Annotated in this window: 26 protein-coding genes and 1 pseudogene; 15 read left to right on the top strand and 12 right to left on the bottom strand. The window is 72.0% G+C overall.

All coding sequences use genetic code 11. From position 1 onward, the window contains the following. Window positions 1–45 precede the first annotated feature (45 nt). Window positions 46–735, bottom strand: a complete 690-nt coding sequence (locus ACWEVN_RS14120) for a hypothetical protein (protein ID WP_449687994.1) — start codon at window positions 733–735, stop codon at window positions 46–48. Continuing rightward, on the bottom strand, window positions 732–1151 hold the full coding sequence (locus tag ACWEVN_RS14115) for a helix-turn-helix domain-containing protein (protein ID WP_310968491.1): 420 nt from the start codon (window positions 1149–1151) through the stop codon (window positions 732–734). Before ACWEVN_RS14115 ends, ACWEVN_RS14120 begins: the two co-directional genes overlap by 4 nt. 144 nt (window positions 1152–1295) lie before the next feature. Here ACWEVN_RS14115 and ACWEVN_RS14110 point away from each other — a divergent pair, with 144 nt between their 5' ends. Further along, entirely contained in the window at window positions 1296–2441 is a 1146-nt protein-coding gene (locus tag ACWEVN_RS14110; RefSeq protein ID WP_452051482.1) for a methyltransferase domain-containing protein, read from the top strand. Here ACWEVN_RS14110 and ACWEVN_RS14105 read toward each other — a convergent pair. Genes ACWEVN_RS14105 through ACWEVN_RS14095 form a run of 3 tightly spaced genes read right to left on the bottom strand, consistent with a single transcriptional unit; the run spans window position 2438 to window position 3810 of the window. Continuing rightward, complete coding sequence (locus tag ACWEVN_RS14105) at window positions 2438–3049, bottom strand: AAA family ATPase (protein ID WP_452051481.1); 612 nt, start codon at window positions 3047–3049, stop codon at window positions 2438–2440. The two genes, ACWEVN_RS14110 and ACWEVN_RS14105, sit on opposite strands and share 4 nt — an antisense overlap. A gap of 1 nt (window position 3050) precedes the next feature. Continuing rightward, on the bottom strand, window positions 3051–3434 hold the full coding sequence (locus ACWEVN_RS14100) for a TFIIB-type zinc ribbon-containing protein (protein WP_449687991.1): 384 nt from the start codon (window positions 3432–3434) through the stop codon (window positions 3051–3053). Window positions 3435–3441: 7 nt separating this feature from the next. Next, window positions 3442–3810: a VOC family protein gene (locus ACWEVN_RS14095; RefSeq protein WP_449687990.1), complete on the bottom strand. Its 369-nt coding sequence runs from the start codon at window positions 3808–3810 to the stop codon at window positions 3442–3444. Between the two features lie 83 nt (window positions 3811–3893). Here ACWEVN_RS14095 and ACWEVN_RS14090 point away from each other — a divergent pair, with 83 nt between their 5' ends. Continuing rightward, a complete protein-coding gene (locus ACWEVN_RS14090) occupies window positions 3894–4355 on the top strand; it encodes a CGNR zinc finger domain-containing protein (protein ID WP_452051480.1) in 462 nt (153 codons plus the stop codon). 213 nt (window positions 4356–4568) lie between these two features. On the opposite strand, the gene ACWEVN_RS14085 is transcribed toward ACWEVN_RS14090, so the two are convergent. Next, the gene (locus ACWEVN_RS14085) at window positions 4569–5867 is read right to left on the bottom strand and encodes a DUF445 domain-containing protein (protein ID WP_452051479.1); all 1299 of its coding nucleotides are present in this window, start codon (window positions 5865–5867) and stop codon (window positions 4569–4571) included. Window positions 5868–5896: 29 nt separating this feature from the next. On the opposite strand from ACWEVN_RS14085, the gene ACWEVN_RS14080 reads away from it, so the two are divergent. Beyond that, entirely contained in the window at window positions 5897–7063 is a 1167-nt protein-coding gene (locus tag ACWEVN_RS14080; protein ID WP_452051478.1) for a pyridoxal phosphate-dependent aminotransferase, read from the top strand. 719 nt (window positions 7064–7782) lie between these two features. After that, entirely contained in the window at window positions 7783–9072 is a 1290-nt protein-coding gene (locus ACWEVN_RS14075; RefSeq protein WP_452051477.1) for a hypothetical protein, read from the top strand. A 495-nt stretch (window positions 9073–9567) separates the two neighbouring features. Here ACWEVN_RS14075 and yczR read toward each other — a convergent pair whose 3' ends face one another. Further along, window positions 9568–11016, bottom strand: coding sequence for a MocR-like transcription factor YczR (gene yczR / locus ACWEVN_RS14070; protein WP_452051476.1), 1449 nt, complete (start codon window positions 11014–11016; stop codon window positions 9568–9570). A gap of 61 nt (window positions 11017–11077) precedes the next feature. Between yczR and yczE the strand changes: the two genes are divergently transcribed. Next, complete coding sequence (gene yczE / locus ACWEVN_RS14065) at window positions 11078–11698, top strand: membrane protein YczE (protein ID WP_452051475.1); 621 nt, start codon at window positions 11078–11080, stop codon at window positions 11696–11698. Here the strand turns inward: yczE and ACWEVN_RS14060 are convergent. Continuing rightward, window positions 11695–12222, bottom strand: a complete 528-nt coding sequence (locus ACWEVN_RS14060) for a Clp protease N-terminal domain-containing protein (protein ID WP_452051474.1) — start codon at window positions 12220–12222, stop codon at window positions 11695–11697. The two genes, yczE and ACWEVN_RS14060, sit on opposite strands and share 4 nt — an antisense overlap. Beyond that, window positions 12222–12431, bottom strand: coding sequence for a sigma factor-like helix-turn-helix DNA-binding protein (locus ACWEVN_RS14055; protein WP_004559389.1), 210 nt, complete (start codon window positions 12429–12431; stop codon window positions 12222–12224). Before ACWEVN_RS14055 ends, ACWEVN_RS14060 begins: the two co-directional genes overlap by 1 nt. A 608-nt stretch (window positions 12432–13039) precedes the next feature. On the opposite strand from ACWEVN_RS14055, the gene ACWEVN_RS14050 reads away from it, so the two are divergent. Further along, the gene (locus ACWEVN_RS14050) at window positions 13040–13825 is read left to right on the top strand and encodes a protein phosphatase 2C domain-containing protein (protein ID WP_452051473.1); all 786 of its coding nucleotides are present in this window, start codon (window positions 13040–13042) and stop codon (window positions 13823–13825) included. Window positions 13826–13859: 34 nt separating this feature from the next. After that, window positions 13860–14426 (top strand): annotated as a pseudogene (locus tag ACWEVN_RS14045) (DUF998 domain-containing protein); the annotation flags it as partial. A 78-nt stretch (window positions 14427–14504) separates the two neighbouring features. Here the strand turns inward: ACWEVN_RS14045 and ACWEVN_RS14040 are convergent. Further along, window positions 14505–15539 carry a D-cysteine desulfhydrase family protein gene (locus tag ACWEVN_RS14040; protein ID WP_449684799.1) on the bottom strand — a complete coding sequence of 345 codons (1035 nt, stop codon included), beginning with the start codon at window positions 15537–15539 and terminating at the stop codon, window positions 14505–14507. 176 nt (window positions 15540–15715) lie between these two features. Here ACWEVN_RS14040 and ACWEVN_RS14035 point away from each other — a divergent pair, with 176 nt between their 5' ends. Genes ACWEVN_RS14035 through ACWEVN_RS14025 form a run of 3 tightly spaced genes read left to right on the top strand, consistent with a single transcriptional unit; the run spans window position 15716 to window position 18500 of the window. After that, the gene (locus ACWEVN_RS14035; RefSeq protein ID WP_452051472.1) at window positions 15716–17092 is read left to right on the top strand and encodes an amidase; all 1377 of its coding nucleotides are present in this window, start codon (window positions 15716–15718) and stop codon (window positions 17090–17092) included. Next, window positions 17059–17634 (top strand): TetR/AcrR family transcriptional regulator, encoded by a 576-nt coding sequence (locus tag ACWEVN_RS14030; RefSeq protein ID WP_452051471.1) that lies wholly within the window; start codon window positions 17059–17061, stop codon window positions 17632–17634. Before ACWEVN_RS14035 ends, ACWEVN_RS14030 begins: the two co-directional genes overlap by 34 nt. After that, complete coding sequence (locus ACWEVN_RS14025; protein WP_452051470.1) at window positions 17634–18500, top strand: oxygenase MpaB family protein; 867 nt, start codon at window positions 17634–17636, stop codon at window positions 18498–18500. Before ACWEVN_RS14030 ends, ACWEVN_RS14025 begins: the two co-directional genes overlap by 1 nt. 340 nt (window positions 18501–18840) lie before the next feature. Here ACWEVN_RS14025 and ACWEVN_RS14020 read toward each other — a convergent pair whose 3' ends face one another. Beyond that, the gene (locus ACWEVN_RS14020; RefSeq protein ID WP_452051469.1) at window positions 18841–19416 is read right to left on the bottom strand and encodes a CGNR zinc finger domain-containing protein; all 576 of its coding nucleotides are present in this window, start codon (window positions 19414–19416) and stop codon (window positions 18841–18843) included. A 72-nt stretch (window positions 19417–19488) separates the two neighbouring features. Between ACWEVN_RS14020 and ACWEVN_RS14015 the strand changes: the two genes are divergently transcribed. The 5 genes from ACWEVN_RS14015 (at window position 19489) to ACWEVN_RS13995 (ending at window position 23972) form a co-directional block, all read left to right on the top strand. Next, a complete protein-coding gene (locus tag ACWEVN_RS14015) occupies window positions 19489–20325 on the top strand; it encodes an alpha/beta fold hydrolase (RefSeq protein WP_452051468.1) in 837 nt (278 codons plus the stop codon). Window positions 20326–20420: 95 nt separating this feature from the next. Next, window positions 20421–21818, top strand: coding sequence for a hypothetical protein (locus tag ACWEVN_RS14010; protein WP_452051467.1), 1398 nt, complete (start codon window positions 20421–20423; stop codon window positions 21816–21818). After that, window positions 21815–22207, top strand: coding sequence for a FixH family protein (locus ACWEVN_RS14005; RefSeq protein WP_449684805.1), 393 nt, complete (start codon window positions 21815–21817; stop codon window positions 22205–22207). The genes ACWEVN_RS14010 and ACWEVN_RS14005 overlap by 4 nt, the downstream gene beginning before the upstream one ends. Window positions 22208–22228: 21 nt before the next feature. Continuing rightward, window positions 22229–23371: a hypothetical protein gene (locus ACWEVN_RS14000; protein WP_449684806.1), complete on the top strand. Its 1143-nt coding sequence runs from the start codon at window positions 22229–22231 to the stop codon at window positions 23369–23371. A 76-nt stretch (window positions 23372–23447) separates the two neighbouring features. After that, window positions 23448–23972 (top strand): hypothetical protein, encoded by a 525-nt coding sequence (locus ACWEVN_RS13995; RefSeq protein ID WP_449684807.1) that lies wholly within the window; start codon window positions 23448–23450, stop codon window positions 23970–23972. A gap of 111 nt (window positions 23973–24083) precedes the next feature. On the opposite strand, the gene ACWEVN_RS13990 is transcribed toward ACWEVN_RS13995, so the two are convergent. Then, window positions 24084–24338 (bottom strand): DUF397 domain-containing protein, encoded by a 255-nt coding sequence (locus tag ACWEVN_RS13990; protein ID WP_043788437.1) that lies wholly within the window; start codon window positions 24336–24338, stop codon window positions 24084–24086. Between the last annotated feature and the right edge of the window lie 44 nt (window positions 24339–24382).

Here is a 24382-nt window from a genome sequence, read left to right as displayed (position 1 = left end):
CCGCCCCCGGGGTGGGGTGGGCGGGGCCGGGAGTTCACGGCGATGTCACTTGTCGGTCTTCGGCGCGGCCGGCTTCTTCGCGGCGGCGCTGGTGGTGCTCGACGTGGTGCTCCGGCGGGCCGGGGCGGCCGTCTTCGGGGCCGTCTTGTTCGCGACGCGGCGGCTCGCCGAGCGGGTCTCGTGGGCGACGTCGTCACCCAGCTCCTCGATGGCGTCGGCGGCCTCGCCGGCGACCTCGGTCACCTTGCGGGCGGTCTTCTCACCGACCGAGCGGGTGCGCTTGGTGAAGGTGCCCAGCACGCCGTCGACGCGCTCGCGCACCTCGGCGGTGACGCCCTCGACCTGGCCCTGCGCGGTGGTCAGGGCCTCTTCGAGCTGCTCGATGGCCTTCTTGACCTGCGGCTGCGCGGCGATCTTGTCCCACGCCTGCTCGCCCGACTCGGCCAGCTTGTTGTACAGCTTGAGCGCGGCCTCGGTGTACTCGTCGATGACCTTGCGCAGCTCGGCCGGGTCCAGCTTCTCGCGGAGGCTCTCGACGTCGGTCGGCAGCTCCTGCAGGTTCTTGCGGGCGGTCTCGCTGCCCTTGGTCACGTTCTCCTTGGCCTTCGCCACGGCGTCGGTGACGGCGTGGGTGGCCAGGTTGCCGGCGCCGAGCGCGGCGAGCAGCGGGGTGCGGACCTGGTCGAGGGCGTTGGTGACGGCCTTCTTGACGTCTTCGGTCTTGGGGGTGGTCATGCTGACTCCTCGGTTTTCGCGGCTGAAGCGGCTGATGTGGTGTCCGGGGCGGGAGTGGCGGCCGGCCGTGCCGCGGCGTTCTCCCGGCGGAAGGATTCGTAGACGTCGAGCAGGACCTGCTTCTGGCGCTCGGTCAGCTCGGCGTCGGCGCGGATCGCGTCGCCCACCGGCCCGCCCGTCGGCAGGTCGAGGATCCCGGCCTGCACATACAGCGCTTCCGCCGAAATGCGCAGGCCCTTGGCGATCTGCTGGAGGATCTCCGCGCTGGGCTTGCGCACCCCGCGCTCGATCTGGCTCAGGTACGGGTTGGACACGCCGGCGAGCTTCGACAGCTGGCGCAACGAGATCTTCGCGGTGTTGCGCTGCTGGCGGATGTACTCGCCGATGTCGGAAGCGATGTCCGCGACCTTTTCCATGGGACTGCCGGATCCTGACGTCCCACCGGTCTCTGTCATCCGGTCACCTCCTCGCGACACCTTCGACGGTACGCCGGAGTGCTAGCTATTGCAAGCACCCTGCTTGCAACCTTCGGGTGTGACGCTCACCGCTACCGTGGTCCCATGACGCGCTCGGCCCGGTTGCGGCGACGCCTCGTCGAGCACCTCCTCGACGAGGACGTCCTGCACGCGCCGGAGTGGATCGCCGCCTTCCGCTCGGTGCCCCGCCACGTCTTCCTACCGCGGTTCTTCGCCCCGGCGGGCGGGCTGTGGGCGGCGGTCGACCGCGGCGACCCGGGCTGGCTGGAGACCGTCTACTCCCGCGACGTGCTGGTGACGCAGCTCGACGACGACCCGGAGCGCTGGGAGGTCGCCCGGCGCGACGGCCCGGTGGCGGGCACGCCGACGAGCTCGTCGAGCATGCCCGCGATCATGGCAATCATGCTCGAGGAGCTGCGGGTGCGCGACGGGCAGTGCGTGCTCGAGATCGGCACCGGCACCGGCTACAACGCCGCGCTCCTGAGCCACCGCTGCGGGGCCGGCCGGGTGTCCACAGTGGACATCGACCCGGTGCTCGTCGGGACGGCGCGCGAGCGGCTGGCCGAGGCCGGGTACCACCCGGCCTGCGCGGTGGGTGACGGCGCGCTCGGCTTCCCGGCCGGCACGCTCTTCGACCGGGTGCTGTGCACGGCTTCGGTGTCGGAGATCCCGCTCCCCTGGCTGGCGCAGGCGAAACCGGGCGGGCTGATCGTCACGACGCTGAACCGCCCGATCGGCGCCGGGCTGGTCCGGCTGGTCGCCGACGACGACGGCACCGCTCAGGGCCGCGTCCTCGCGCGCGACGGCCGGTTCATGCCGCTGCGCGCGCACCGGCTCCCCGAGACGGGCCCGCTACCGATGCCCTCGCGCGGCGACTGGGAGCAGACGCGGCTGCCGATGTCGACCGTGCTCCAGCCGCGTCAGCAGTTCGAATTCTTCGCGGGACTGGCGCTGCCCGGTGTCCGCCCGGTGCGCGAGGGCGGTGAGGAAGCGTCGGGGCTCGCGCTGGTCCACCCGGACGGCTCGTGGGTCCGCCACCGCAAGCGCGGCGGCGCGAACGAGGTCGCCCAGGGCGGCCCGCGGGCGCTGTGGGAGCTCGCCGAGGCCGCCTTCGTCGACTGGTGCGAGCTGGGCAAGCCGGACCGCGACCGGTTCGGCGTCACGGTGACCGGCGACCGCCAGGAGTTCTGGCTCGACTCCCCCGGCGGCCGCACCTGGCCGTTGGGCTAAGGCAGCCGCGCGCGGATCCACTTCTCGACGTGGTCGGCCGTCGCCTCGTGGGAGACGTCCGTGGTGTCGAAGACGTCGACGCCGAGGTCCGGAGCCGACTTCCGAAGCCAATCGTTGAACTCCAGCATCTCGTCGATCCGCTCCTCGTCCCACTCCCGCCACGCCGGGCGCGCCCGCAGCCGGGCGCGCAACGACGACGGCGTGCCCACCAGCGCCAGGTAGTGGATGTCGCTGAAGAACGCGCGCTCCGGCAGCGACTCGAACTCCGGCGGCGCGACCGTCCCGCACAGCACGACCGGGCGGCCGTTCTGGTGCAGCATCGCCGCCATCCGCAGCCAGACCGACCGGAAGTCCAGTACGTCGTCGCGCAGCGCGCCGATCCAGAGGATGTCCTGGTCGAGCACGACGACGTCGCCGCCGAACCGCTCGGCCAGCAGCGGCCCCATCGTCGACTTCCCGGCCCCGCTCGGTCCGGTCAGCGCGAACAGCGGCAGCTTCTCGAACGACCACTCGTGCCCGCACTTGGCGCACGAGACGATCGAGCCCGTGACGACCGGGCGGTCTGCCCGATCGCCGCACGCCGGGCAGATCCGCAGGTCGAGCCCCATCTCAGTCGAAGAGGTTCTCGAGGAAGCTGCGCTTGCGGTGCCCGTGCCCGTACGGCCGCGGCGAATCCGAGTAGCCCCCGCGGTGCGGCCGCGGCGAGTCCGCGTAACCACCGCGGTACGCCTTGGGCGAGTCCGGGTAGCCGCCGCGGTAGGGCCGCGGCGAGTCGGGACGGCCGTAGTGCGCCGTCGGCGCCGGACCGGACTGGTAGGGCGGCGGCTGCTGGCCGTAGAACGAGCTCTCCGCACCGACGATCGCCTCGAGCTCGCCGCGGTCCAGGAAGATGCCGCGGCAGCCGTCGCACTGGTCGATGTGGATGCCGTTCTTGTCGACGGTCCGCATCTGGTTCTGACACTTCGGACAAATCACACCGCAGAGCCTACGCAAAAACGCGTCAGCAGGCGCAGAGGCAGAACGGGTGGCCGACCGGATCGGCGTAGACGCGGAACGTCTCCGGGTTGTCGTCGAGCAGCTTGGCGCCCAGCCCGAGCACGCGCTCGTGCGCCGCTTCCAGGTCCGTGACGTTCAGGTCCAGGTGCATCTGCTGCGGGTTCTCCGCAGACGGCCAAGCCGGCGGCCGGTAGTCGGGGACCCGCTGGAACGCGATGCCCGCGCCGCCCGCGGGGTTGGGCAGCGTCACCCAGTGCCCGTCTTCGGCCACTTCGGGGGCGTCCCACTCCAGCACCGAGCGGTAGAACTCGGCCAGCGCCGCCGGGTCCGGGCAGTCGAGGGCCACCACGCCCAGCGTCGGTACCGCACTCATCGTCGCTCCCTCCGATCCCGAGTAACCAGTGAAGCGATTATGTGGGTTAGCACCCCCGAAGGCAACCGCCGTACAGTCGGCAGGTGCACACCGACGCCTCCCTCGTGGTGGAGTTCCTCAACACGGTCAACGTCGAAGAGGGCACCGACCTGCTCGAAGATCCCGAGCGGTGGCGCGAGTGGGCGGCCGCGCACGAGCTGGCGGCCAACCCGGCCGCCGAGGCACGCGCGGCTCGCGACGCCCTGCGCGCGGCGATCGGCGACCCCCGCCTGCCGGGTGGCAGCGTCGACGTCGGCACCCGGATCTCCTTGACCGCGGACGGGCCGGCCCTGGTCGCGGACGACGTCGTCGGCGCGGTGTTCATCGCCTGCGCCCGGCTGGTCGTCCGCGGCGACTGGATCCGGCTGAAGATCTGCCCGGCGGACACCTGCCTGTGGGCGTTCTACGACGAGTCGCGCAACCGCTCACGCACGTGGTGCTCGATGCGCGTCTGCGGCAACCGCGAGAAGGCGCGCGGCTGGCGCGCCCGCGCCGCGGCGGGCTGAGCGGCCCTCATCCGAGCGGCGGACACTCGAACGGTTGTGGACAACTTGGGGACGAAGCACCACATATCCACGCCCCCGGGGCCCTGGCCCCCACACGTTGTGGACAGCCGTTAGGCCATCACCGTGAAAAGTTGTGGATAACCCGGGGGATAACTCAGCTTCCTGTGGACAACTGGTTTGAAGGTCCCCGGGGTGTGGTATAGAACTCGGCCCTCAGAACAGCAGCTCCGCGACCGCGTAGATGACGAGCCCGGCGAGCGCGCCCACCACCGTGCCGTTGATCCGGATGAACTGCAGGTCGCGGCCCACCTGGAGCTCGATCTTGCGGGACGTCTCCTCGGCGTCCCATCGCTCGACCGTGTCGGTGATGATGGTGGTGATCTCCCGTGAGTAGTTCTTCACCAGGTACGCCGCGGCGCCCTCGACCCAGCCGTCGGCCTTCGACCGCAGCTGGTCGTCGGAGACCAGACGGGTCCCCAGCGACACCAGCCCGAGCCGGACGCGGCGGCGCAGCTCGCTCGACGGGTCCTCGGCCGCGGTCAGGAGCATCTCCTTCGCCGTGCTCCACGCCGAGCCGATCAGGCGCTGGACCTCCTCGTGGTGCACGATCTGGCCCTTCACCTGCTCGGCGCGGGCCATCACGTCGGGGTCGGTCTGCAGGTCCTGGGCGAACTCGCCGAGGAACTTGTCCAGCGCCAGCCGCATCGGGTGGTTGACGTCGGTCTTGACCGCCCACGCGAAGGACAGGACCTCGCCGTAGACCTTGTCCGCGAGCATCTCGTCGACGAACTTCGGCGACCAGCTCGGCGCCCGGTCCGACACCACGCGCAGCATCGTCGTGTGGTTGTCGCGGACCCACTCGTACGCCCGGTCGCACATCAGGTCCACGAGCTTGTGGTGCGCGCCGTCGGCGAACACGCCCTGCAGGATCTTGCCCAGCGGCGGGCCCCACGGCTTGTCGATGATCCGCCGCGCGACCGCCTGCTCCATGATCGCCTGGACGTCCTCGTCCCGGAGGACGCGGACGGCCGCCCGGACCACCGGGGCCAGCTCGGACGTCACGCGCTCGGCGTTCTCCTCCTGCGCCAGCCACGCGCCGAGGCGCCGCGCGATCTCGACGCGCTTGAGCTTGTCGCGCACGACCTCCTCGGACAGGAAGTTCGAGCCGACGAAGTCGCCGAGGCTGTTGCCCAGCGCGTCCTTCTTGTTCGGGATGATCGCCGTGTGCGGGATCTTCAGCCCGAGCGGGTGCCGGAACAGCGCGGTCACGGCGAACCAGTCGGCCAGCGCGCCGACCATGCCCGCCTCGGCCGCGGCGCGCACGTACCCGACCCAGCCCGGCCAGCCGCTCGCCTGCGCCCAGCTGGTCAGCAGGAACACGAGCGTGGCACCGAGCAGGAACGACAGCGCGACCAGCTTCATCTTGCGCAGCGCGCGCCGCTTTTCCTCTTCACCGGCCGCGCCGCCCGGTGGGTCGGCGGGCGTCACCTTCGCGGGGGTCAGTTGCTCCACATCGCCATTGTCCGTGAGGATGGCTGATCGTGCGCGAACCTGCTCTCGTCCCCCGGCTGCGGCCGTTCACCTCGACCATCTTCGCCGAGATGACGGCGCTGGCCGTCCGGCACGACGCCGTCAACCTCGGCCAGGGCTTCCCGGACACCGACGGGCCGGACGGCATGCTCGAAGCGGCGAAGAACGCGCTGTTCGGCGGGGCCAACCAGTACCCGCCGGGGCCCGGGCGGCCCGAGCTGCGCGCCGCGATCGCGCGGCACCGGCAGCGCTACGGCACCGAGTACGACCCGGACACGGAGATCCTGGTCACCGCGGGCGCCACCGAGGCCATCGCGGCGGCGTTGCTGGCCCTGACCGAGCCCGGCGACGAGGTGATCGTCATCGAGCCGTACTACGACTCCTACGCCGCCGCGGTCGCGATGGCGGGGGCCGAACGCCGGGTTGTCGGCCTGGTCGAAGGCCCCGACGGCCGGTTCGGCCTCGACCTCGACGGCCTGCGTGCCGCCGTCACGCCGCGGACCAGGGCGATCCTGGTGAACTCACCGCACAACCCGACCGGCACCGTGTTCACCCGTGCCGAGCTGGAGGCGCTCGCCGCGCTGTGCGTCGAGCACGACCTGATCGCGATCTGCGACGAGGTCTACGAGCACCTCGTCTTCGACGACTCGGAACACGTGCCGCTGGTCACGCTGCCCGGCATGCGGCCGCGGACGGTGAGCATCTCCAGCGCCGGCAAGACGTTCAACTGCACCGGCTGGAAGATCGGCTGGGTCTGCTCGACGCCAGAGCTCGTCGCGGCGGTGAAGGCGGCGAAGCAGTTCATCACCTTCGTGTCCGGCGGGCCGCTGCAGCCGGCCGTCGCGCACGCGCTCGACCACGAGCTGCCCTGGGTGGAGGGCCTGCGCGCGTCGCTGCAGGAGAAGCGGGACCGGCTTTCGGCCGGGCTCGCGGACGCCGGGTTCGCCGTCCGGCGGACGGCGGGCACCTACTTCGTCTGCGTCGACGTGCGGCCGCTGGGCTTCACCGACGCCGCCGACCTGGCCTGGGAACTGCCGGGCCGGGTCGGGGTCGCCGCGGTGCCGGTGAAGGTGTTCACCGATCACCCGGACGAGTGGAAACACCTGTTGCGTTTCGCGTTCTGCAAGCGCAACGAGGTCATCGACGAGGGCATCACCCGATTGCGCAAACTGGTCTGATCACCGCGGTCCGGCTGAGTAGACGTCGTTCCGGCGCGAGCACACCCCGGCCGGGGCCGCGGAGCCCGGATGGACCAACCGCCGGGTCCACCACTTGCCGCTCAGGGTCGTCACTCTCCGCGTTGGTGGCGGCAGCGTCCACGATGGACGCAGCGACGTCCTCGACGCGCGGCTCCGCCTGGCGCGCCCCCGCCGCACCGGGCGCCCCGCGCGGCGTCTCGGCGACGAGTTCGCGATCACGGACCGCAGCCGGATCCGGAGACGGTCCGGGGCGCGCGCTTTCGGGGCAGGGCAAGCGAAGCCGCGCGCGGAACCCGTTCGGCCCAGTGGCCGTCCCACATCCCGGTCAAATTCCGGTCACTTGGCCGGAACCGCCGGTTGCGCACCGAGCGGAACCGGCTCGACACAAAGCGCGTTCGGGCGCACGGAAACATCAGGTCAACGCTGAGATGTGCAAATTGCAGAACTCGTCCGAATGGCCGTAAGCGAGCACCCGAACGGCACTCAGAGTGATCAACTTGTCGGCCGCAGATACCTTGCGCGACAGGGCCGCTCGGCCTTGCGGGCTGGATCGAACGCGGGAGAGATGAAAGACTCCCGAGCGGCGCTGGAAAGAGTGCAGCCCCGGGGGAACTGCGACCTGACCGGAGAAAGACCCCAGCAAGAACAGGCTCGAGCGGAAATCGCGGAAGCCTCAGGCGCGGACGGTGGTGGTGGCGGTGAGCAGCACGGCGGACGCGCGCCGCGACGCTCCCGTTCGGCCTGCGCTGGTCGTCTCGCACGCGCGCGTACGCACGCCGCGCCCGTGGACGGCGTCGCTGCAGCGGCCCGCCGCCAAGATCCTGGTCGCCGGCGGCCTGACCCTCGCCGGCTGGCTGCTCGGCGCCGCGCTGTCCGGCAGTACCGCGTCGGCGGCCGAGCGCCCGGCGTGCCCCGAGGCGCCCGTGGTTTCCACTGTGGACCACGCCGCGAAGCCGCTCTGGCACGCCCGGCACCGCAAGAGCCACCACGAGACCGGCGTCGGCACCTGCTCGGCGCAGCCGAAGGCCGACACCTCCGAGCCGCCCGCGGCGGACGAGACGCAGCCGGCCGAAGCGCCCACCGCGGCCGAGACCACAAAGGACGACCCGGAAAACCCTTCCGCTGAGGCCGCCACCACGGCGGAGCCGTCGGACACCTCGCCCGCCGAGGAGCTCGCGGCCGCCAAGAAGGCGACGTCCTCGGAGAGCTCCGAAGCGCCGAAGGCCACCTCTTCCAGCGGGAACCTGCTCGGTCTGGTCGGCGGCACCCTGAAGGCGGTCACCGGAACGACCACAAAGGACAGCGCCGACGCGCCGGTCAAGGCCACGTCGTCCGACGGTGGCCTGGTCGGTGGGCTCGTCGGCGGCGTGCTGAACGTGGTCGGCGGGACGCTCACCACCGTCACGGACACCCTCGGCACGGTCACCGACACGCTGTCCCACACCGTGCTCGCGCCGCTCACCCAGCCGCCCGCCGGCTACCCGGACGCGCCGGTGCTGCTGCCTTTGGACGACCTTCTGAACCCCGTGCTCGGCGGCAGCTCGAACGCCGGCGGCGGGACCGCGGTCGTCCCCGGCGTCGCGGCCGTCGTCACCCAGGCACCGGCCGCGGTCGTCGAGACCGTCCCCGCCGCGGCCGCCACGACGGCCGACCAGCAGCAGCCCTCCCGCGCCTCGGTCGTGCACCTGGTCGTCGTCCGGCACGCCGGCTCGCTGCCGGCGGTCCACGAGCAGCCGCGCGACTCCGGCACCCACGTCACCGGCGGCGGCGACTCCACGCCCGGCCTGCCCGGCGGCACCACCGCCCCGAGCGCGCCGGCTCCCACCGCGGCCCCGGGCCACGACGGCTCCGGCGGCGCCCGCCACGCGTTCGCCGTCCACACCGACGACGTCACCACCACGCAGCTCAAGCTGATCGGCACCAGCCGCGACCACGAGGTCGACGGCGCGGGCCGGGAAGCCGCCCTGCCCACCACCTCCCCCGACTGACCCCCGACCGGGCAGCCGGGGACAAGTGCGCCCAAATCAAGATCATCAAGGTGCACCCGTACGCCGTTGAGGCGTGACGTTTCCCCTGCTCCAGCCAGCAATCCGTGGCTCTTTCACGTCTCGTGACGCCGCACGCGCGTCCGACGTACCCCCGGGGCGAAAACCATGCGAAACCACAGACTTTCCGACCGGCCGACCGCGCCCGGCCGGGTCGGATCCCGGTCCCGGCGCCGCGCTGCCCCCGCGGCGCCGGGACCCACACCGGGTGCGCTCCGGGAGCCCTTGCTCACCGCGCCGAGCGAGGACTCGCAGTACCGCGAGCGCACCTGAGCCGCCGGCTTCCCGGCACGTCGAGGGGCTGTGCCGGGAAGCCGCGGTACCCGCGAACGGGGTCACGTCCGTGAGCGGGTGTGTGGAACGACGAACCGGTGCGCTGGATGCACATGAACGCCGCCCATCCCTGGGAGCAGGCTCGCATCCAGCGCACCGGTTCCGTCATGCGATGGGCGCGTCCAAGGACGGCGGGGTGCCGCGGACCGACGCTTCGGCCGCGCTCAGCCGCCGGACCGCCTCGCTGATCCGGTCCGGTGGCAGGGAAAACGGCAGCCGGATCCAGCGTTCCAGCCCGCCGTGGACGCCGAAGCGCGAGCCCGGCGCCACCTGGACGCCGTGGCTCGCCGCCGCCACCGCCAGGCGCGAGCTCACCGGCTCCGGCATCCGGCACCACAGCGACAGGCCGCCCGCCGGCAGCGTGAACGTCCAGTCCGCGAGGTGCCGGTGCACTGCGCCGGCCAGCGCGTCGCGGTAGCCGTGCAGCTCCTCGCGCCTGCGGTGCAGCAGGGTTTCGTCGGCCATCAGCTCGGTCAGCACGAGCTGCTCGAACACCGGTGACCCGAGGTCGACCGCGTAGCGCGCCGAAACCAGGCGGCCGAGCAGGTCCTCCGACGCGCGGATCCAGCCGAGCCGCAGCCCGCCCCAGTGCGTCTTCGACGCCGAACCGACGCAGATGGCCAGGTCGCCGGCGAACGCGGCCAGCGGCGGCGGACCGTGCCGGGGGTCGTCCTCCAGGTCGAGCTCGACGAGCGTTTCGTCCACCACGACCGGTGTCCGGGCGCGGGCCAGCACGGCTCCGAGCCGGGAGCGGCCGTCGGTGTCCAGGCGCAGGCCGGTCGGGTTCTGGAAGTCGACGACGAGGTAGGCGAACCGCGGGGACGCCTGGCGCAGGGCCGCGTCGATGCCGGCGATGTCCCAGCCGCGCTCGCCGCTCGGGTCGAGCGCGACCGGCACCGGGATGGCGTGCGCGGCGCGGATCGCCTCCAGGGCGTTCGGGTACGTCGGCTGCTCGACCAGCACGCGATCGCCGGGCCCGGCGAGCATCCGCAGGACCAGCACGAACGCGTGGTGCGCGCCGTTGGTGACCATGACCTGGGCCGGCGTCGTCGGCAGGCCGCGCTCGGTGTAGCGCCGCGCGATCCGCTCGCGCAGGGCGGGCAGGCCGCGCTCCTGATAGCCGTGGTCGCTCAGGTGGTCGGCGAGCCGGACGCGCGCCGCGTCGACCGCCGCGGCCATGCCCGGGACGGCGGGCGAGGACGCGTGGGTGAAGTCGATCGAGCCGTCACCCGCCGGCGCGAGCGGGCCGCGGCGCCGCCGCCCGGGCGCGGCAACCCACGAACCCGCACCGCGGCGGCTCGCGACCAGCCCGCTCTCCCGCAACCGGTCCAGCGCCGCGCCGATCAGCGTGCGGCTGGCGCCGAGCGCGTCGGCCAGCTCGCGCTCGGCGGGCAGCCGGGTGCCCAGCGGGAGCTGGCCGTCAAGCACCTGCAGTTCGATGGCCGCGGCGAGGTCGGCAGCTCCCTGACGAGAGCCACCTTGCCGCCACGAGCCCAGCATGACGGCCAATCGCGAACCAGAAATACGTCCACCTACCGGGAGCACGGCTTCCATAAGGCCAATATCCCGGAATTGGCTATGGTTTACCAGTCCACTCTCCGGCGATAGTGCGGTCGTGACTCAGATCGACCTCCGGCCCGTCCGGATCTCCCGCAACCCCGTCCGCCGCAGCGTGCAGCTGCTCGCCGGCCTCACGCTCTACGGCGCCAGCGTCGCCCTTGTCACCCGCGCCGGCCTCGGGCTCGAGCCGTGGAGCGTGCTGGCCGAAGGCGTGATGAAGCACACCGGCCTGACGTTCGGCACCGTCACCGGCCTCATCTCGGTGGCCGTGCTGCTGCTGTGGATCCCGCTGCGCCAGCGGCCCGGCATCGGCACCATCGCGAACGTCGTGATCATCTCGGTCGTGGTCGACGTCGTCCGCGCGTTCCTCCCCGACCAGCACGAGCTGGCGTGGCAGATCGCGCTGCTGGTCGGCGGAGTGGTGCTCAACGGGGTCGCGACCGCCACCTACGTCGGCGCCCGGCTGGGCCCGGGCCCCCGCGACGGCCTGATGACCGGGCTCGCCGGCCGCACCGGGTGGCCGATCCGGCTGGTGCGCACCGGCATCGAGGTGACCGTGGTGGCGGCCGGTTTCCTGCTCGGCGGGACCGTCGGCGTCGGCACGGTGCTCTACGCGCTCACGATCGGCCCGCTCACCCAGGCGCTGCTGCCCTGGACGACCTGGCGCGAGAGCTAACCGGCTTTGCGCTGCTGGACGGCCCGGCGCAGCGTGAGGTAGTCCGCGCCGCGCCGGGCGAGGACGTCATCGGTGCCGCGTTGCTGGGCCAGCGCGAGCAGGATGTGCTCCTGGCCGAGGTGCTTGTCGCCCAGCCGGACGGCTTCCTTGAGGCTCAGTTCCAGGGTTTTCTTCGACTGTGCGGTGAACGGGATGTGCCCGCGCTTGGCCGGGCCGAGCCGCCCGGCCAGCGCCCCCTCGCCGTGCGTCTGCTCGACGCGCTCGACGATCTGCTCGACGTCGATGCCGAACTCGGTGAGCGCCTCGGCGTCGGCGTCGCTCACACCGCCGCGGCGCCGGGTGCGGGCCAGCTCGGCCGCGATGTCCTCAGTGGACACGCCCAGGTCGGTGAGCACCGGAGCGCCGGTCTTCACCAGCCCGGCGAGCAGGTGGGCGGGCCCGATTTCGACCGAGCCGGACTCCCGAGCCACGATCTGCGCTTCGACGACCGCCATCCGCGCGTCGGCGGTGAACCTCTCGAACATCAGTGCCTCCCGTACTTCTTGTGCACGGCCTGCCGACTGACCCCCAGCTCGGCGGCGATCTCCTGCCAAGACCAGCCGTGCACCCGCGCACTGCGCACCTGCACGGCCTCGAGTTGTTCCAGCAGCCGCCGCAACGCGGCGACCGCGCGCAGCCCCACCCGGGGATCGCGATCACCCGCCCGGGCGGCCAAATCCGTCGCTTCCGTCATGCTTGTCAACCTACGTTGACATTCGGATGCTGTCAACTGAGGTTGACATGGTGGTTCTCGGCGCTGAGTTGCGGCCGTCGGCTGGGCTGCTCTGGGACGGCTTGTTCACATCTCGGCTGGGGTGTGGACAATGGGTTCTGAGCTGGGGTTTTCGCGGCTTTTCGTCGGGCGCCCTCGATAGACTGGACCTGGGGACGCCCCCCTGGGAGGGCGGGGGACGGCGAAGTCCCCTGATGCGGGTTCTGGCGCTCCTCGGACGTCGTAGGCGCCGGTGCGGGCGAGGCACCCCGACTTTGCCGGGACCCCTGCCTAGGGGCGACGAGCTCGGTGCCCACCACCCCGAAGCCTGAATTGTCACTACGGCCGGTGGTGCCGCGTCAAGGCGGGAAAGCGTGCCTTGACCCGGCACCACCGTCCGCGTGCTGGCTTCGGATCGGGGTGGTGGGGCAGGTCTGGGTGGGGTGCTGGCTTGGGCGTCCGCGTCTCGTTCGAGCCGGTAAAGCATCTGCGAAAGGGCGCTCCGATTTCGCCGGAGGGCGGGCAAGTGTGCCGGCTCACCGAGCCCCGCTCAGCGCGAACGTGCCGGACGGGCGACGTACAGTCGGGTGATGCCCGAGATCGCGATTGCCGAACGGGCCGGGGTGGGCGCCGATGGCCACCCACGCCCCACCGAGGACCACGTCGTCGTGCTGGACAACGCGGTGCTCGTCCTCGACGGCGCCACTTCTTCGGATCCCTCGCACCCGCCCGGCGGCTGGTACGCCGAACGCCTGGCCCGGCGCCTCGCCGGCGACCTCCGCGCGGCCCCGGACGCCGACCTGACCGAGGTGCTGACCAGCGCAATCGCCGCCCTCACCGCCGAATACGAACTACAGCCGCAACGTTCGCCGTCGAGCACGGTTGCGGCCGTGCGCTGGCTCGAAGACCGGGTCGATGCGCTCGTCCTGGCTGATAGCCCGGTCGTCGGGTTCGGCGGCTTCGGCGTCGACGTCGTCTCGGATGACCGGCTGACCCGGCTGCGAAGACGCGGGCTGCTCCAGACCGGCGCCGACGTCCGGCGCCGGCGCAACGCCCACGACGGCTTCTGGGTCGCCGAAGCCGTCCCGGGGGCCGCTGCCCACTCGGTCCGGCGCAGCTGGCCGCGGGCCGATGTCGACGCGGTGCTGCTTGCCAGCGACGGTGTGTCCATCGGCGTAGACCAGTACGAACTTTTTGACTGGCGCAAAGTTCTGGCGATCACCCGCGGCGACGGGCCGGACGCCGTGCTCGATGCCGTCCGCACCGCCGAAAAGCAGGATCCGGACGGCGAGCGCTGGCCCCGGCCGAAGCGGCACGACGACCAGGCGCTCGTCCTCGTGGACTTCAATCAGGGGCCGAATCAGGGTCTTCCCTGATCACGGCGGTCGCGTTTCCCGCGAACCTGGACGCATGGGGACGGAAACGGGGAAGCGCACGAGACCGTGGCGGCTCGTCGCGGTGGCGGCGATCGGGTGGGGCCTGTTCACCGCCGTGGTGCTGCACATCGTCAGCTCGCGCAATCCGGTGTACGACACGCTGTCGAGCTACACGGTGACCGACCGCGGCGAAGGGATGCTCGCGGCGAGCGTGCTCTCGCTGGCCATCGGGTCGCTCGCCGTGCTCGGCGCGCTGCAGGTCGCCGGCGTGCCGTTGTCGCGGACGACCCGGTTGCTGCTCGCGTTGTGGGCGCTCGGGCTGGCCGCGGCCGCGGTCTTCCCGGCCAGCTACCCCGAGGCGCCCGACCCGGTGAGCGGCGAAATCCACCTCTACGCGTGCCTGGTCGCGTTCTGCAGCCTGCCCGGCGCGGCGATCTCGCTGCTGGAGCCGCTGAAAGGCCGGTCGGAGCGCGTCGCGCTGGTCCGGTCGATCCGGCTGACCGCGGGCGCGTTCGCGCTCTTCGCCCTGAGCTTCGTGTTCGTGCGGCTGAGCGAGGCCGGGGTGACGCCGTTCCGCGAAATCTCCGACGCCTTCCCGATCGGCGTCACGCAACGGCTGCTGCTGCTCGCCGACGTCGTGCTGCTGGGAACGCTGCTGTGGCTGGCGGCCCGGCTGGAGTCAGCTTTCGACGGCCGCCGCGAATTCGGGCGCGTAGCCGTACAGGCCGGGCATGCCGCCGGTGTGCAGGAACACCACGTGGTCGTCCGGAGCGAAATGGCCCGCCCATTCGACCAGCGCGGCGGCCACTTTGCCGGTGTAGACCGGATCGAGCACCACGCCCTCGGTGCGCCCGAAGAGCCGTAACGCGTTCCAGACGGCGTCGGTCGGGATGCCGTAACCGGGGCCGAGGGTGGAATCGCCCAGCCTCGCGTGCGGGAAGGGCGACGGCGGCGGCTCGACGCCGAGGAGCTTGGCCGCGCCGTCGACGAGGTCGCGGAGGTTCTCCGTGGCCTCGTCGAGCGGGTGGCTGACGCAGGCGACGCCGACGCCGAGGCCGCCGAGCAGCGCGGTGGCCAGGACAACGCCGGCCGCAGTGCCGCCGCTGGCGTGCGGGACGACGAGGTGAGCGCGCTCGATGCCGCGTTCTTCCAGCTGCTTCGCGAGTTCGTACGTAGCACGGACGTAGCCGAGGGCGCCGAGGTCGTTGGAGCCGCCGACCGGAATCGTGAAGACCTTCCGGCCGTCTTCCTGGGCTTCGGCGACGAGCCGGTCATACGTGCGGCCGGTCTCCTCGCCGTCCGCGCAGACGTGGACGGTCGCGCCGAACAGCTTATCGAGCGGGAGGTTGCCGCCGCGTTCGTACGCCTCGCCGTCGCGCGGGACCTTGGCGGTCAGCACGAGTTCGCAGCGCAGGCCGAGCTTCGCGCACGCGGCGGCGGTTTGACGGCCGTGGTTGGTCTGGAGCGCGCCGAAGGTGATCACGGTGTCCGCGCCGGCCGCCTGGGCCGCGCCCAGGTGGTACTCGAGCTTGCGGAGCTTGTTGCCGCCGGCGCCGAGCGGGTGGACGTCGTCGCGCTTCAGCCAGAGGTTGCGCAAGCCGAGGGCTTCGCCGAGCCGCGGCGCCTCGTGCAGCGGCGTCGGCCAGCCACCCAGGTCGACGCGGGGAATCGCCGCCAGCGCGGCGTCGGGGAATCCGGCGAAGTCGAACGTCATCGGCCCTCCAGGCTCGGCTTTCTAACCACTATAGGGGGTTAAAGCACCGCGAAGCGGAGCTCAGTGTGCGGCCCGACCTCGCGCACGCCATCGCGAATGTCCAGCGGCCGAGTAGCCAAAGACCGTCGATATCCGGTAACGTTCGTTCGAACGAACGAGAACCTTCGGGGGCCACCATGACCGCTACGAGCCTCGACTTCACCGGCCTCGCGACCCAGGCTGCGCAGCTCGCCGCGGGTGAAATCACCTCCGCGGAGCTCACGGCGGCCGCGCTCGGGCGGGCGCACGCGAGCCAGCCGACGCTCAACGCGTTCCGCCACCTGCGTGACGACGAAGCCCTCGCCGAAGCCGCCGAGGCGGACCGCCGCCTGGCCGCCGGCGAGCGCGCTCCCCTGCTCGGCGTGCCGGTCGCGATCAAGGACGACGTCGACCTCACCGGCCTGCCCACCTCGTTCGGCTGCCTCGGCGAATTCCCGTGCGCGACGGCCGACGCGCCCGCGGTCGCGCTGTTGCGCGAGGCCGGAGCGGTGATCATCGGCAAGACGAACACCCCCGAACTGGGCCAGTGGCCGTTCACCGAGGGCCCGGCCTTCGGCGTGACGCGCAACCCGTGGCACACCGGCCACACCCCAGGGGGTTCTTCGGGCGGGAGCGCGGCCGCGGTGGCGTCGGGGGTCATCGCGGCCGCGCTCGGGTCCGACGGCGCCGGTTCGGTGCGCATCCCGGCCGCGTGGACCGGGCTGGTCGGGATCAAGACCCAGCGCGGCCGGATCCCGACCGACGGCGAGCTGTTCCACGGCCTCACCGTGCTCGGGCCGCTGGCCCGCACCACCGAGGACGCCGCCCTGCTGCTCGACGCGGCCGCCGGGACGTCCGGCGTGTTCCGCGCGGCCGCCGCGCGCGAGCCCGGGAAGCTGCGGATCGGGCTGTCCACGCGGATCCCGTTCACCGCCACCAAGACCCGCCTCGACCCGGTCGTCGACGCCGCCGTGCGCCGGCTCGCCGAGTCCCTGGCCGGGCTGGGGCACGAGATCGTCGAGGTCGAGCCGGACTACGGCCTGATCGGGCTGACCTTCCTGCCGCGGTCGCTCACCGGCGTCCGCGATTGGACGCTGCGGGTGCCCGACCGGGCCGGGCTCGACCCCCGCACGCGCAGCAACGCCGGCCACGGCCGCCTGCTGGCCGGCCCCGCACTGCGGCTGGCCCGTGCCCTCGAGCCGGGCCTGCACCGGCGGATCGGCTCGGTGTTCGGCCGCGTCGACGTCCTGCTGACGCCGACCACCGCCACCCCGCCGCCGGCGATCGGCACGTTCGACGGGCTGTCCGGCTGGGAGACCGACCAGGCCATGATCGCCGCGTGCCCGTACGCTTGGCCGTGGAACGTGCTGGGCTGGCCGGGGGTCAACGTCCCGGCCGGGCAGACGGCGGACGGGTTGCCCCTCGGCGCGCAGCTGCTCGGCCCGTCGCACGGCGAGGAGCGGCTGATTTCGCTTGCCGCGCAACTGGAAGAGGTCGAACGGTGGCCGGAGCGGCATCCCGCGACAAGCTGGTGAGCACCCGGGAGGCCATCCTGCGCGGCGCGCTGACCGTCGTCGGCGAACACGGTGTCGGCGGGCTGACCAACCGCCGGATCGTCGCCGCCGCGGGTGTCTCCCTCGGGACGCTGACCTACCACTTCCCCAGCCAGACGGCGTTGCTGCGCGAGGCGATGCTGCTGTTCGTCGAGGACGAGACGGCGAAGCTCGGCGCGATCGTGGACGGCTACCGCTCGGAGGGGCTGAGCGTCGAGCAGGCGGCGTCGGTGGTGGAGCACGTGATCGCGCAGCTGCCGTTCGGCGCGGACGAGCTCGGCGCGCACGAGTTGTACCTGCAGGCGGCGCGAGACCCGGAGCTGCACGAAGCGTCTTCGCGGTGCTTCGCGGCGTACGACGAACTGGCGGTGACGATCCTCAGCGCGTTGGGAGTGCCCGACCCGGGGCGGCTGGCGGGGCCGGTGGTGGCGCTGATCGCGGGGTTGCAGCTGCGGCGCCTGGCGACGGGCGAGACGGACACGCCGGTCGCCGAGCCGCTGATGATGTTGCTGCGCGGAGCTTGATGGCCCGCCCGGTCGTCCGCGGCACGGCGGCGTGGAAGTACTTCGGCGACTTCCGCGACGGGCTGCTGGCCGGGCAGGTGCTGGTGCTGCAGGTGGCCCACCCGGTCGTCGCGGCGGGGGTGCGGGACCACTCGGATTACACGTCGGACCCGTGGACGCGCCTGATGCGAACGGGCGCATCGCTGTCGATTTACGTCTACGGAGGGCCAGCGGGCGCGCGCGTCGAGGCGGCTCGGTTGCGTGCGTTGCACCGGAAGTTCACGGGTGTGGCGGACGGGCGGCGGTACAGCGCGTTGGATCCTGCGGCGTATGCGTGGGTGCATGCGACGTTGGTGAAGGTTCCGGTTGATGCGCAACGGTTCTTCGGGCGGCGTCTGTCCACATCGGAACTGGACGAGTACTACGAGCAGATGTGTGACATCGGGCGGATGCTGGGGGTGCGTTCGCAGGATTTGCCGCCGGACTGGGCGGCTTTCGAGCGGTATTACGACGCGATGGTGGCGGGATTCGCGACGAATCCGACGATCGAGCAGCTTTTCGAGACGATCCGGACGGTGCGGAAGCCGGTCCGGTGGCTGCCCGACTCGTGGTGGCGGTGGCACGCGCGGATCCAGATGTTCCTGATCCGGGCGACGCTGCCGCCGGCTTTCCGGGAGCGCCTAGGTCTACAGTGGACTTTGCGGGACCAGCGACGGTTCGACCGGTTAGCGGCGGCGGTGCGGCTGCTGGCGACACCGATCCCGGCCGGCTTGCGGACCGCGCACATGCGGTGGATCGGGAAGCTCAACGTGTGGTTCCGCGCGCATCCTAGGGTTTACGACCGGTTGATCGGCGGCAATGGCCCCGGCTCGGCGCGGCGGTCTTGACGCCGCTCGGCTGGGCCTTCGGTGGTCGAGGGCGCAACTCGCGCGTTTGAGGCGCGATCTTGCGTGATCGCCGGCCGAACTCGCGTGATTGACGGCGGATCTCGCTTGATCGCAGGCCGAACTCAGGTGATCGCAGGCCGATTCCGCGTGATTGACGGCCGAACCCGCGTGATCGGGGAGCGATCTCGTGTGAGTGAAGGCGTAACTCGCGTGATTAGAGGCGCAACTCGCGTGGCTGGAGGGGCGACACGTGGGATTGGAGGGGCGGTGGCCCGCGGGGGCGCCCCCCGTCTCCAGCGTATCGGGTGCCTATGACGGAATGCGGTGGTGAGGGAGGTGACTAGGCCGGGTTGTCCACATCTTGCCTCGCCTGGGGAGCGGTGCGGGCGTAGTGGGCTCGGGCTTTGGCTCGGTTGCCGCAGCGGGACATCGAGCACCACTGGCGGTTGCGGCGGGGTGAGGCGTCGCAGAACCGCAAGCCGCAGTCGTCGGCTGCGCAGACTCGGACCTCCGCCTCGCTCGTGGCCAGGTCGATTGCGTCCGCCGCCAGGGCTGCGAAGGCTGCCGCCACCGGGTCCTTCGGGGCCGGGACCTCGCGGCGCAGCTGTCCACCCGCCAACGCCAAGCGCGGCGGGGGTGCCGGTGCCGAGGCTGCCGCGTTGTTCACCAGCTCGACGTCCATCGAGGACGGCTCCTCCGGCGGCAGCAGCACCCGGTCGATCGCCTCCCGCAGCGCCTTCGCCGCCAGGACGTTGCCCGCCGTCACCGGCACCGGGCCCGTCGTCAAGCCCGCCAGCGAGAACCACTCCGCCAGCGCGTCCGGGCTCGTCAGCAGCTCCACGCCCGACTCGTGCCGGCTGCGCATCGTGTTGACGAGGTCGAGGCACGGCCGTCCGCCGTCGAAGACCCACTCCATGCTCGTCATTCTAACCCTTGAAGACAGTTAGAAGCAGCGCTACCGTCTAACCCTATGAACCGGTTAGAAAGCATGGCCACCGTGAACGGTATCCGCCTGCACTACCTGCGCGCCGGTGACGGCCCGCCGCTGTTCCTGCTGCACGGCTGGCCGCAGACGTCGCACTGCTGGCACCAGGTCCTGGACCCCCTGGCCGAGACGCACACCGTGATCGCCCCCGACCTGCGCGGCTACGGCCGCAGCGACAAGCCGAGGGACGGCTACGACAAGCGCACCATGGCCGCCGACATCGCCGCCCTCGCCGAGCACCTCGGGTTCGCCACCACCGCCGTCGTCGGGCATGACCGCGGCGGCCGCGTCGCCCACCGCTGGGCCCTCGACCGCCCGGACCAGGTCGAACGCCTCGCCGTGCTCGACATCGCCCCGACCCGCGCGATGTGGCAGCGCCTCGACGCCGGCATCGCCAAGGGGTACTGGCACTGGCTCTTCCACCTCCAGCCCGACCTGCCGGAACTGCTGGCCGGCCAGAACATCGCCGCCTACCTCGGCTACTTCTTCGAGCGCTGGACCCACCAGCGCCACGCCCTCGACGCCGACGCGCAGGCCGAGTACGTCCGCGCCTTCTCCCAGCCGGGCGCGCTCCGGGCCGGCTTCGACGACTACCGCGCCTCCTTCCCCGACGACGCCGAACTTGACGACGCCGACTTCGCCGCCGGAAAGCGCCTCACCCAGCCACTTCTCGCCCTCTGGGGCGCGAACGGCCTGCTCGGCACCCTCCCGACGCTCGACATCTGGCGCGAGTACGCCGACGACGTCACCGGTCAGGCCCTGGCCGAGTGCGGTCACTTCCTGCCCGAGGAGCAGCCCGGCGAAGTGGTCGTCCACCTGCGGAAGTTCCTCCACCCCTGAGACCCCCGGGGCCTCCGGTCCCCCGAACTGGGGACCGGAGTTCCCTCGCCGCCGTGACGCCCGCCACCGGATCCACCGGTTAGGTTCGGCACACGATGGGGAGCAAACCAAGAGCCGTACTGCTGATGCTGCTGGCCGCACTGGGGATCGTGGCCGGCGGCGGGATCGCGCACGCCGACGGCGCACCGAGCGGCACCGACGTCCAGGTCGCCCAGACGCTCGGCGAGCGCGAGCTCACCGTGATCATCCGGCGCGTCGACACCACACCGTCGCCACTGCGGGTGGACGTCGTGACGCACCAGGGCACCGCGCCCGGCACGCTGCACCTGGCCGTCGCGGCCGACGGCGTCCCGAGCTCACGCGCGGACGTCGTCCTCGGGGCCACGCCGGGCGTCTACCCCGGAAATCTCCAAGTCGACAAACCGGGACCGTGGGAACTCTCGCTGAGCGACGACACCGGGCGGAAAGCCACGATCCCGTTCATCGTGCCCGCCCGGGTGGTCCCACCGTGGGAGAAGGCGACCTACGGCGGGTTCGTCGCCGCGGGCGCCTTCCTGCTCATCGCCCTGGTCGTGGGGCTGCGCGCCAAGCGGACGGCGTTCGCGCTCATCCCGGGCGCCGGCGTGGTCGCCGCGATCGCCGTCGCCGTCACCGGGGCGCTGCTGTCGGCGGGCACTCCCCCGCCACCCGCGCCCGGCAGCCGGCTGGACCCGACGTTCGACAACGTCACCGACCCGTACGCGAACGCCCAGATGTCCACAGTGGATTACTCGCGGCCGCCGGTGAACCTGACCGTCCGAGCGGGGAACGACGACCTCGAGCTGAGTCTCACCGACGGCGCCACCGGCCGCCCGGCCGACGACCTGCTGGTCCGCGACAACGCCCTCGTGCACCTGGTGCTCGTCTCGCCGTCCGGCCGGCTGAGCCACCTGCACCCGGTGCGCGTCGGCCCCGGCGACTACCGCGTCCACCTCGCCGATCCGGAGACGGGCACGTACGCGGTCGCGGCCGAACTCGCCCGGCGCGGCGGCGGGGTCCAGCTGGCTCGGTCCACAGTGGACCTCAAGGGCACCGCCGCTCCCGCACCCGAACCACCCGGCGCCGGGCCGCGGACGATCGACGGCACGCCGGTCGACCTCACCGTCAGTCCCGGGACGCCGACGACGATCACCGCGCGCTTCCCCGCCCAGGACCTCCAGCCGTGGCTCGGCATGCTCGGCCACCTGATCGTCGCCGGGCCGATCACCGGCCCCGTCGGCGAAAGCGCCGCCAAGGCACCGACGTGGGCGCACGTCCACGCCATGATCCCGCCGGTCGCAGGCCAGCAAGACCGTCCTGATGAGACAGTCGCCGCATACGGCCCGGACGTCGGCTTCACCTACACCTTCGCCCAGCCCGGCCGGTACCGGATCTGGTTGCAGGCCGAACGCGGCTATCGGGTGCTCACCGTGCCCGCCGTGGTCGACGTCCCGACGACAGGAGCCGGCCGGTGAAACGCCCCACGTTGCTGATCGCCGTCGTCGCCCTGGTCGTCGCGGCCGGTGCCGCGTGGCTGCTCTGGGGTGGCGGCGACGCGAAACCCACGGCCCAGCAGGTGGTTTCGGGTCCCTACACCGTCCAGTTCTCCGCGGAACAGCCCCACATCGGCGGCAACACGATCGTGGTCACGGTGACCGGGCCGACGCCCGACGCCGTCACGGTCGCGCCGGTCATGGCGCAGATGGGGCACGCGTTCCCGGCGGTCCCCGCCGCGCCGGACGGGCCCGGCCGGTACCGCGCCACGGACGTCGGGCTGCCGATGTCCGGGCAGTGGGAGATTTCCGTTTCGCTGCGCGGCCCCGGCGGGCCCGCGCAGATCGTCTTTCCCGTGTTGGTCAAGTAGTCGGTCGATTAAGGAGGGGGCATGGATCTCACCGCATCCGGCGTGCGCACCACGTCGGTGGCGAAACAGGCGCGGACGGGGTTGCTGCCGGCGAACGTCGTGCTCGGCGGGTCGCTGTTGTCGCTGGTCGGGCTCACCTGGGACATCCAGTGGCACGACGACGTCGGGCCGGACACGTTCTTCACGCTGCCGCACCTGTTCCTGTACGCGGGCAGCGCGGTCGTCGGCCTGGCGAGCCTCGCCGTCGTGCTGCTGACGACGACGGCGCGGCGCGCGGGGCGGCCGGTCGACCCGCGGATCGGCGGGCGCGTGGTCAACGTCTTCGGCCGGACGTTCGCGGCCCCGCTGGGCTACCTGGTTTCCGGTGTCGGCGCGGCGACCTTCCTGCTGTACGGGCTGTGGGACCAGTGGTGGCACGGGCTCTACGGCTTCGACGCGGTCATCGACTCGCCGCCGCACATCGGGCTGCTGCTGTCGATCACGGTGTCGCTGATCGGCACGACCGCGGTGTTCGCCGCGGCCCGGGAGCGCCGCTGGGGCCGGCTCGGCACGCTGGCGTCGCTGACCGTGCTGCTCACCTTCGGGCCGGTGCTGGCGCTCGGGTTGCAGCAGGTGCCGGACGACTACGCCGACGCCGTCGCGATCGGGACGTCGATGATGGCGGTGCTGCTGGTCGCCGTCGGCGCCGGGTTCACCCGCCGTCCGGGCGGGGCGGCAGGCACCGCGGCGCTGGTCGCGGCCGTGCAGGCGGTGTTCTGGTGGTTCTCGCCGTGGGCGGCGAAGGCGTACGCGGACCTGGTCGGCCTGCCGCTGCGGGACGCGATTTCCGGGGTGCCGGCGATGCCGTCGCTGACCCCGATGGCGTTGCTGCCGGTCGCCGCGCTGATGGAGCTGGTCTACTTCACCGGGCGACGCCGGGGGTGGCGCGCGGGCCGGGTGTCCGTGGTCGCCGGCGGGATCGCCGGGCTGCTGCTCGGGCTGAGCCTGCCCCTGCAGCGAGCGCTGCTCTACACCGGCGCGCACGTGCCGCCGGCCTGGTACCTGACGACGACCGCCGTGCTCAGCGCGGCGCTGGGGCTGCTCGGCGGGTTCGCCGGGTGGCGGTTCGGCGGGATGCTCTGCCTGCTGGCGCCCGCGAAGAAGGGGGAAACCGCTGATGCGTAAAGCTGTGTCATTCGGAGCTCCGCTCCGGCCGGGGGCTCCGCCACCCGGAACCCCCATAAAGCGGGCACTCTTGTCCTTGGCCGCCGTCGCGGGGCTGCTCTTCGCCACCGCGGCGCCGGCGAACGCCTACGAGCCGGTCAACATCGTGCACACCGAGCGGGTACAGGCCGGGCCGTACGGGCTGACCGTCGGGTTCAGCACCTGGCCGCTGAAGGCCATGCAGTCCCTGGACTTCACCTTCATCCCCGACGGCGGGATCGAGGGCAAGTCCGGCACGCTCACCATGCTCAACCCGGAAGGCGGCCAGAACCGGAAGCAGCCGCTGGTCCGGCACCCGCGCAAACTCGAGGTGTGGGGGCTCGACGTCCGCTCGATGCCGCGCCCGGGCGACTGGACCTTCCGCTTCACCGTCAACGGCCCCGCCGGTTCCGGCACCGGCGAGCTGCGCGCGTTGCCGGTGCTGGAACAGCCGGGGCCGCCGATGGGCGTGAGCTGGGCGATCAGCACGCTGCCGCTGATCGGGCTCGTGGCACTGGTCGTGGCGGCCTGGCGCCGGACCCGCGGCCGGCTGCGCGGGGGTGAGCTTCCGGCAATCGGGTGAGATTCCCCTCACATCGGGTGTCCGGACGTATTCGGACGGCCGCGAAGGCCTCCTTCACCGTAGAGAGCGGGGAAGGGGGCCTTCACCATTCGTCTTCCGGGGTACGGGCGATCAGGCGGGCAGGTCGAACTGCCCGGCCTTGACGGCGATCAGGAACGCTTCCCACTCGGCGGTGTCGAACACGAAGACCGGGCTGGTCGCGAGCTTGGTGTCCCGGACGCCGATCAGGCCGTCGCGGCCCAGGTTGACCTCGACGCAGCTGCCGCCGTTGGGCTCGCTGGCGAACGACTTCTCCCAGGCGGCCTCTTCGAACAGGGTCACGGCCGTGTTCGGATCGTAATCCGCGAACGACGGATAATCCGCCATGGGTCGTACCTCCGAGGATCGATGGGCGGCGCGGTCGTGACCTG

The organism is Amycolatopsis sp. NPDC003861 (assembly GCF_053605405.1).
The sequence above is the reverse complement of the archived record's forward strand: the minus strand, read 5'-3'. Positions and strand labels throughout refer to the sequence as shown.

What these genes read in the sequence shown, in the direction of transcription:
- yczR (WP_452051476.1), bottom strand. Translation starts at nt 11,016, where the DNA reads ATGGAAGCCGTGCTCCCGGTAGGTGGACGTATTTCTGGTTCGCGATTG.
- ACWEVN_RS14110 (WP_452051482.1), top strand. Translation starts at nt 1,296, where the DNA reads ATGACGCGCTCGGCCCGGTTGCGGCGACGCCTCGTCGAGCACCTCCTC.
- ACWEVN_RS14105 (WP_452051481.1), bottom strand. Translation starts at nt 3,049, where the DNA reads ATGGGGCTCGACCTGCGGATCTGCCCGGCGTGCGGCGATCGGGCAGAC.
- ACWEVN_RS14025 (WP_452051470.1), top strand. Translation starts at nt 17,634, where the DNA reads ATGGCCCGCCCGGTCGTCCGCGGCACGGCGGCGTGGAAGTACTTCGGC.
- ACWEVN_RS14000 (WP_449684806.1), top strand. Translation starts at nt 22,229, where the DNA reads ATGGATCTCACCGCATCCGGCGTGCGCACCACGTCGGTGGCGAAACAG.
- ACWEVN_RS14015 (WP_452051468.1), top strand. Translation starts at nt 19,489, where the DNA reads ATGGCCACCGTGAACGGTATCCGCCTGCACTACCTGCGCGCCGGTGAC.
- ACWEVN_RS14115 (WP_310968491.1), bottom strand. Translation starts at nt 1,151, where the DNA reads ATGGAAAAGGTCGCGGACATCGCTTCCGACATCGGCGAGTACATCCGC.
- ACWEVN_RS14010 (WP_452051467.1), top strand. Translation starts at nt 20,421, where the DNA reads ATGGGGAGCAAACCAAGAGCCGTACTGCTGATGCTGCTGGCCGCACTG.
- ACWEVN_RS14060 (WP_452051474.1), bottom strand. Translation starts at nt 12,222, where the DNA reads ATGTTCGAGAGGTTCACCGCCGACGCGCGGATGGCGGTCGTCGAAGCG.
- ACWEVN_RS14055 (WP_004559389.1), bottom strand. Translation starts at nt 12,431, where the DNA reads ATGACGGAAGCGACGGATTTGGCCGCCCGGGCGGGTGATCGCGATCCC.
- ACWEVN_RS14095 (WP_449687990.1), bottom strand. Translation starts at nt 3,810, where the DNA reads ATGAGTGCGGTACCGACGCTGGGCGTGGTGGCCCTCGACTGCCCGGAC.
- ACWEVN_RS14035 (WP_452051472.1), top strand. Translation starts at nt 15,716, where the DNA reads ATGACCGCTACGAGCCTCGACTTCACCGGCCTCGCGACCCAGGCTGCG.
- ACWEVN_RS14040 (WP_449684799.1), bottom strand. Translation starts at nt 15,539, where the DNA reads ATGACGTTCGACTTCGCCGGATTCCCCGACGCCGCGCTGGCGGCGATT.
- ACWEVN_RS14120 (WP_449687994.1), bottom strand. Translation starts at nt 735, where the DNA reads ATGACCACCCCCAAGACCGAAGACGTCAAGAAGGCCGTCACCAACGCC.
- ACWEVN_RS14050 (WP_452051473.1), top strand. Translation starts at nt 13,040, where the DNA reads ATGCCCGAGATCGCGATTGCCGAACGGGCCGGGGTGGGCGCCGATGGC.
- ACWEVN_RS14020 (WP_452051469.1), bottom strand. Translation starts at nt 19,416, where the DNA reads ATGGAGTGGGTCTTCGACGGCGGACGGCCGTGCCTCGACCTCGTCAAC.
- ACWEVN_RS13990 (WP_043788437.1), bottom strand. Translation starts at nt 24,338, where the DNA reads ATGGCGGATTATCCGTCGTTCGCGGATTACGATCCGAACACGGCCGTG.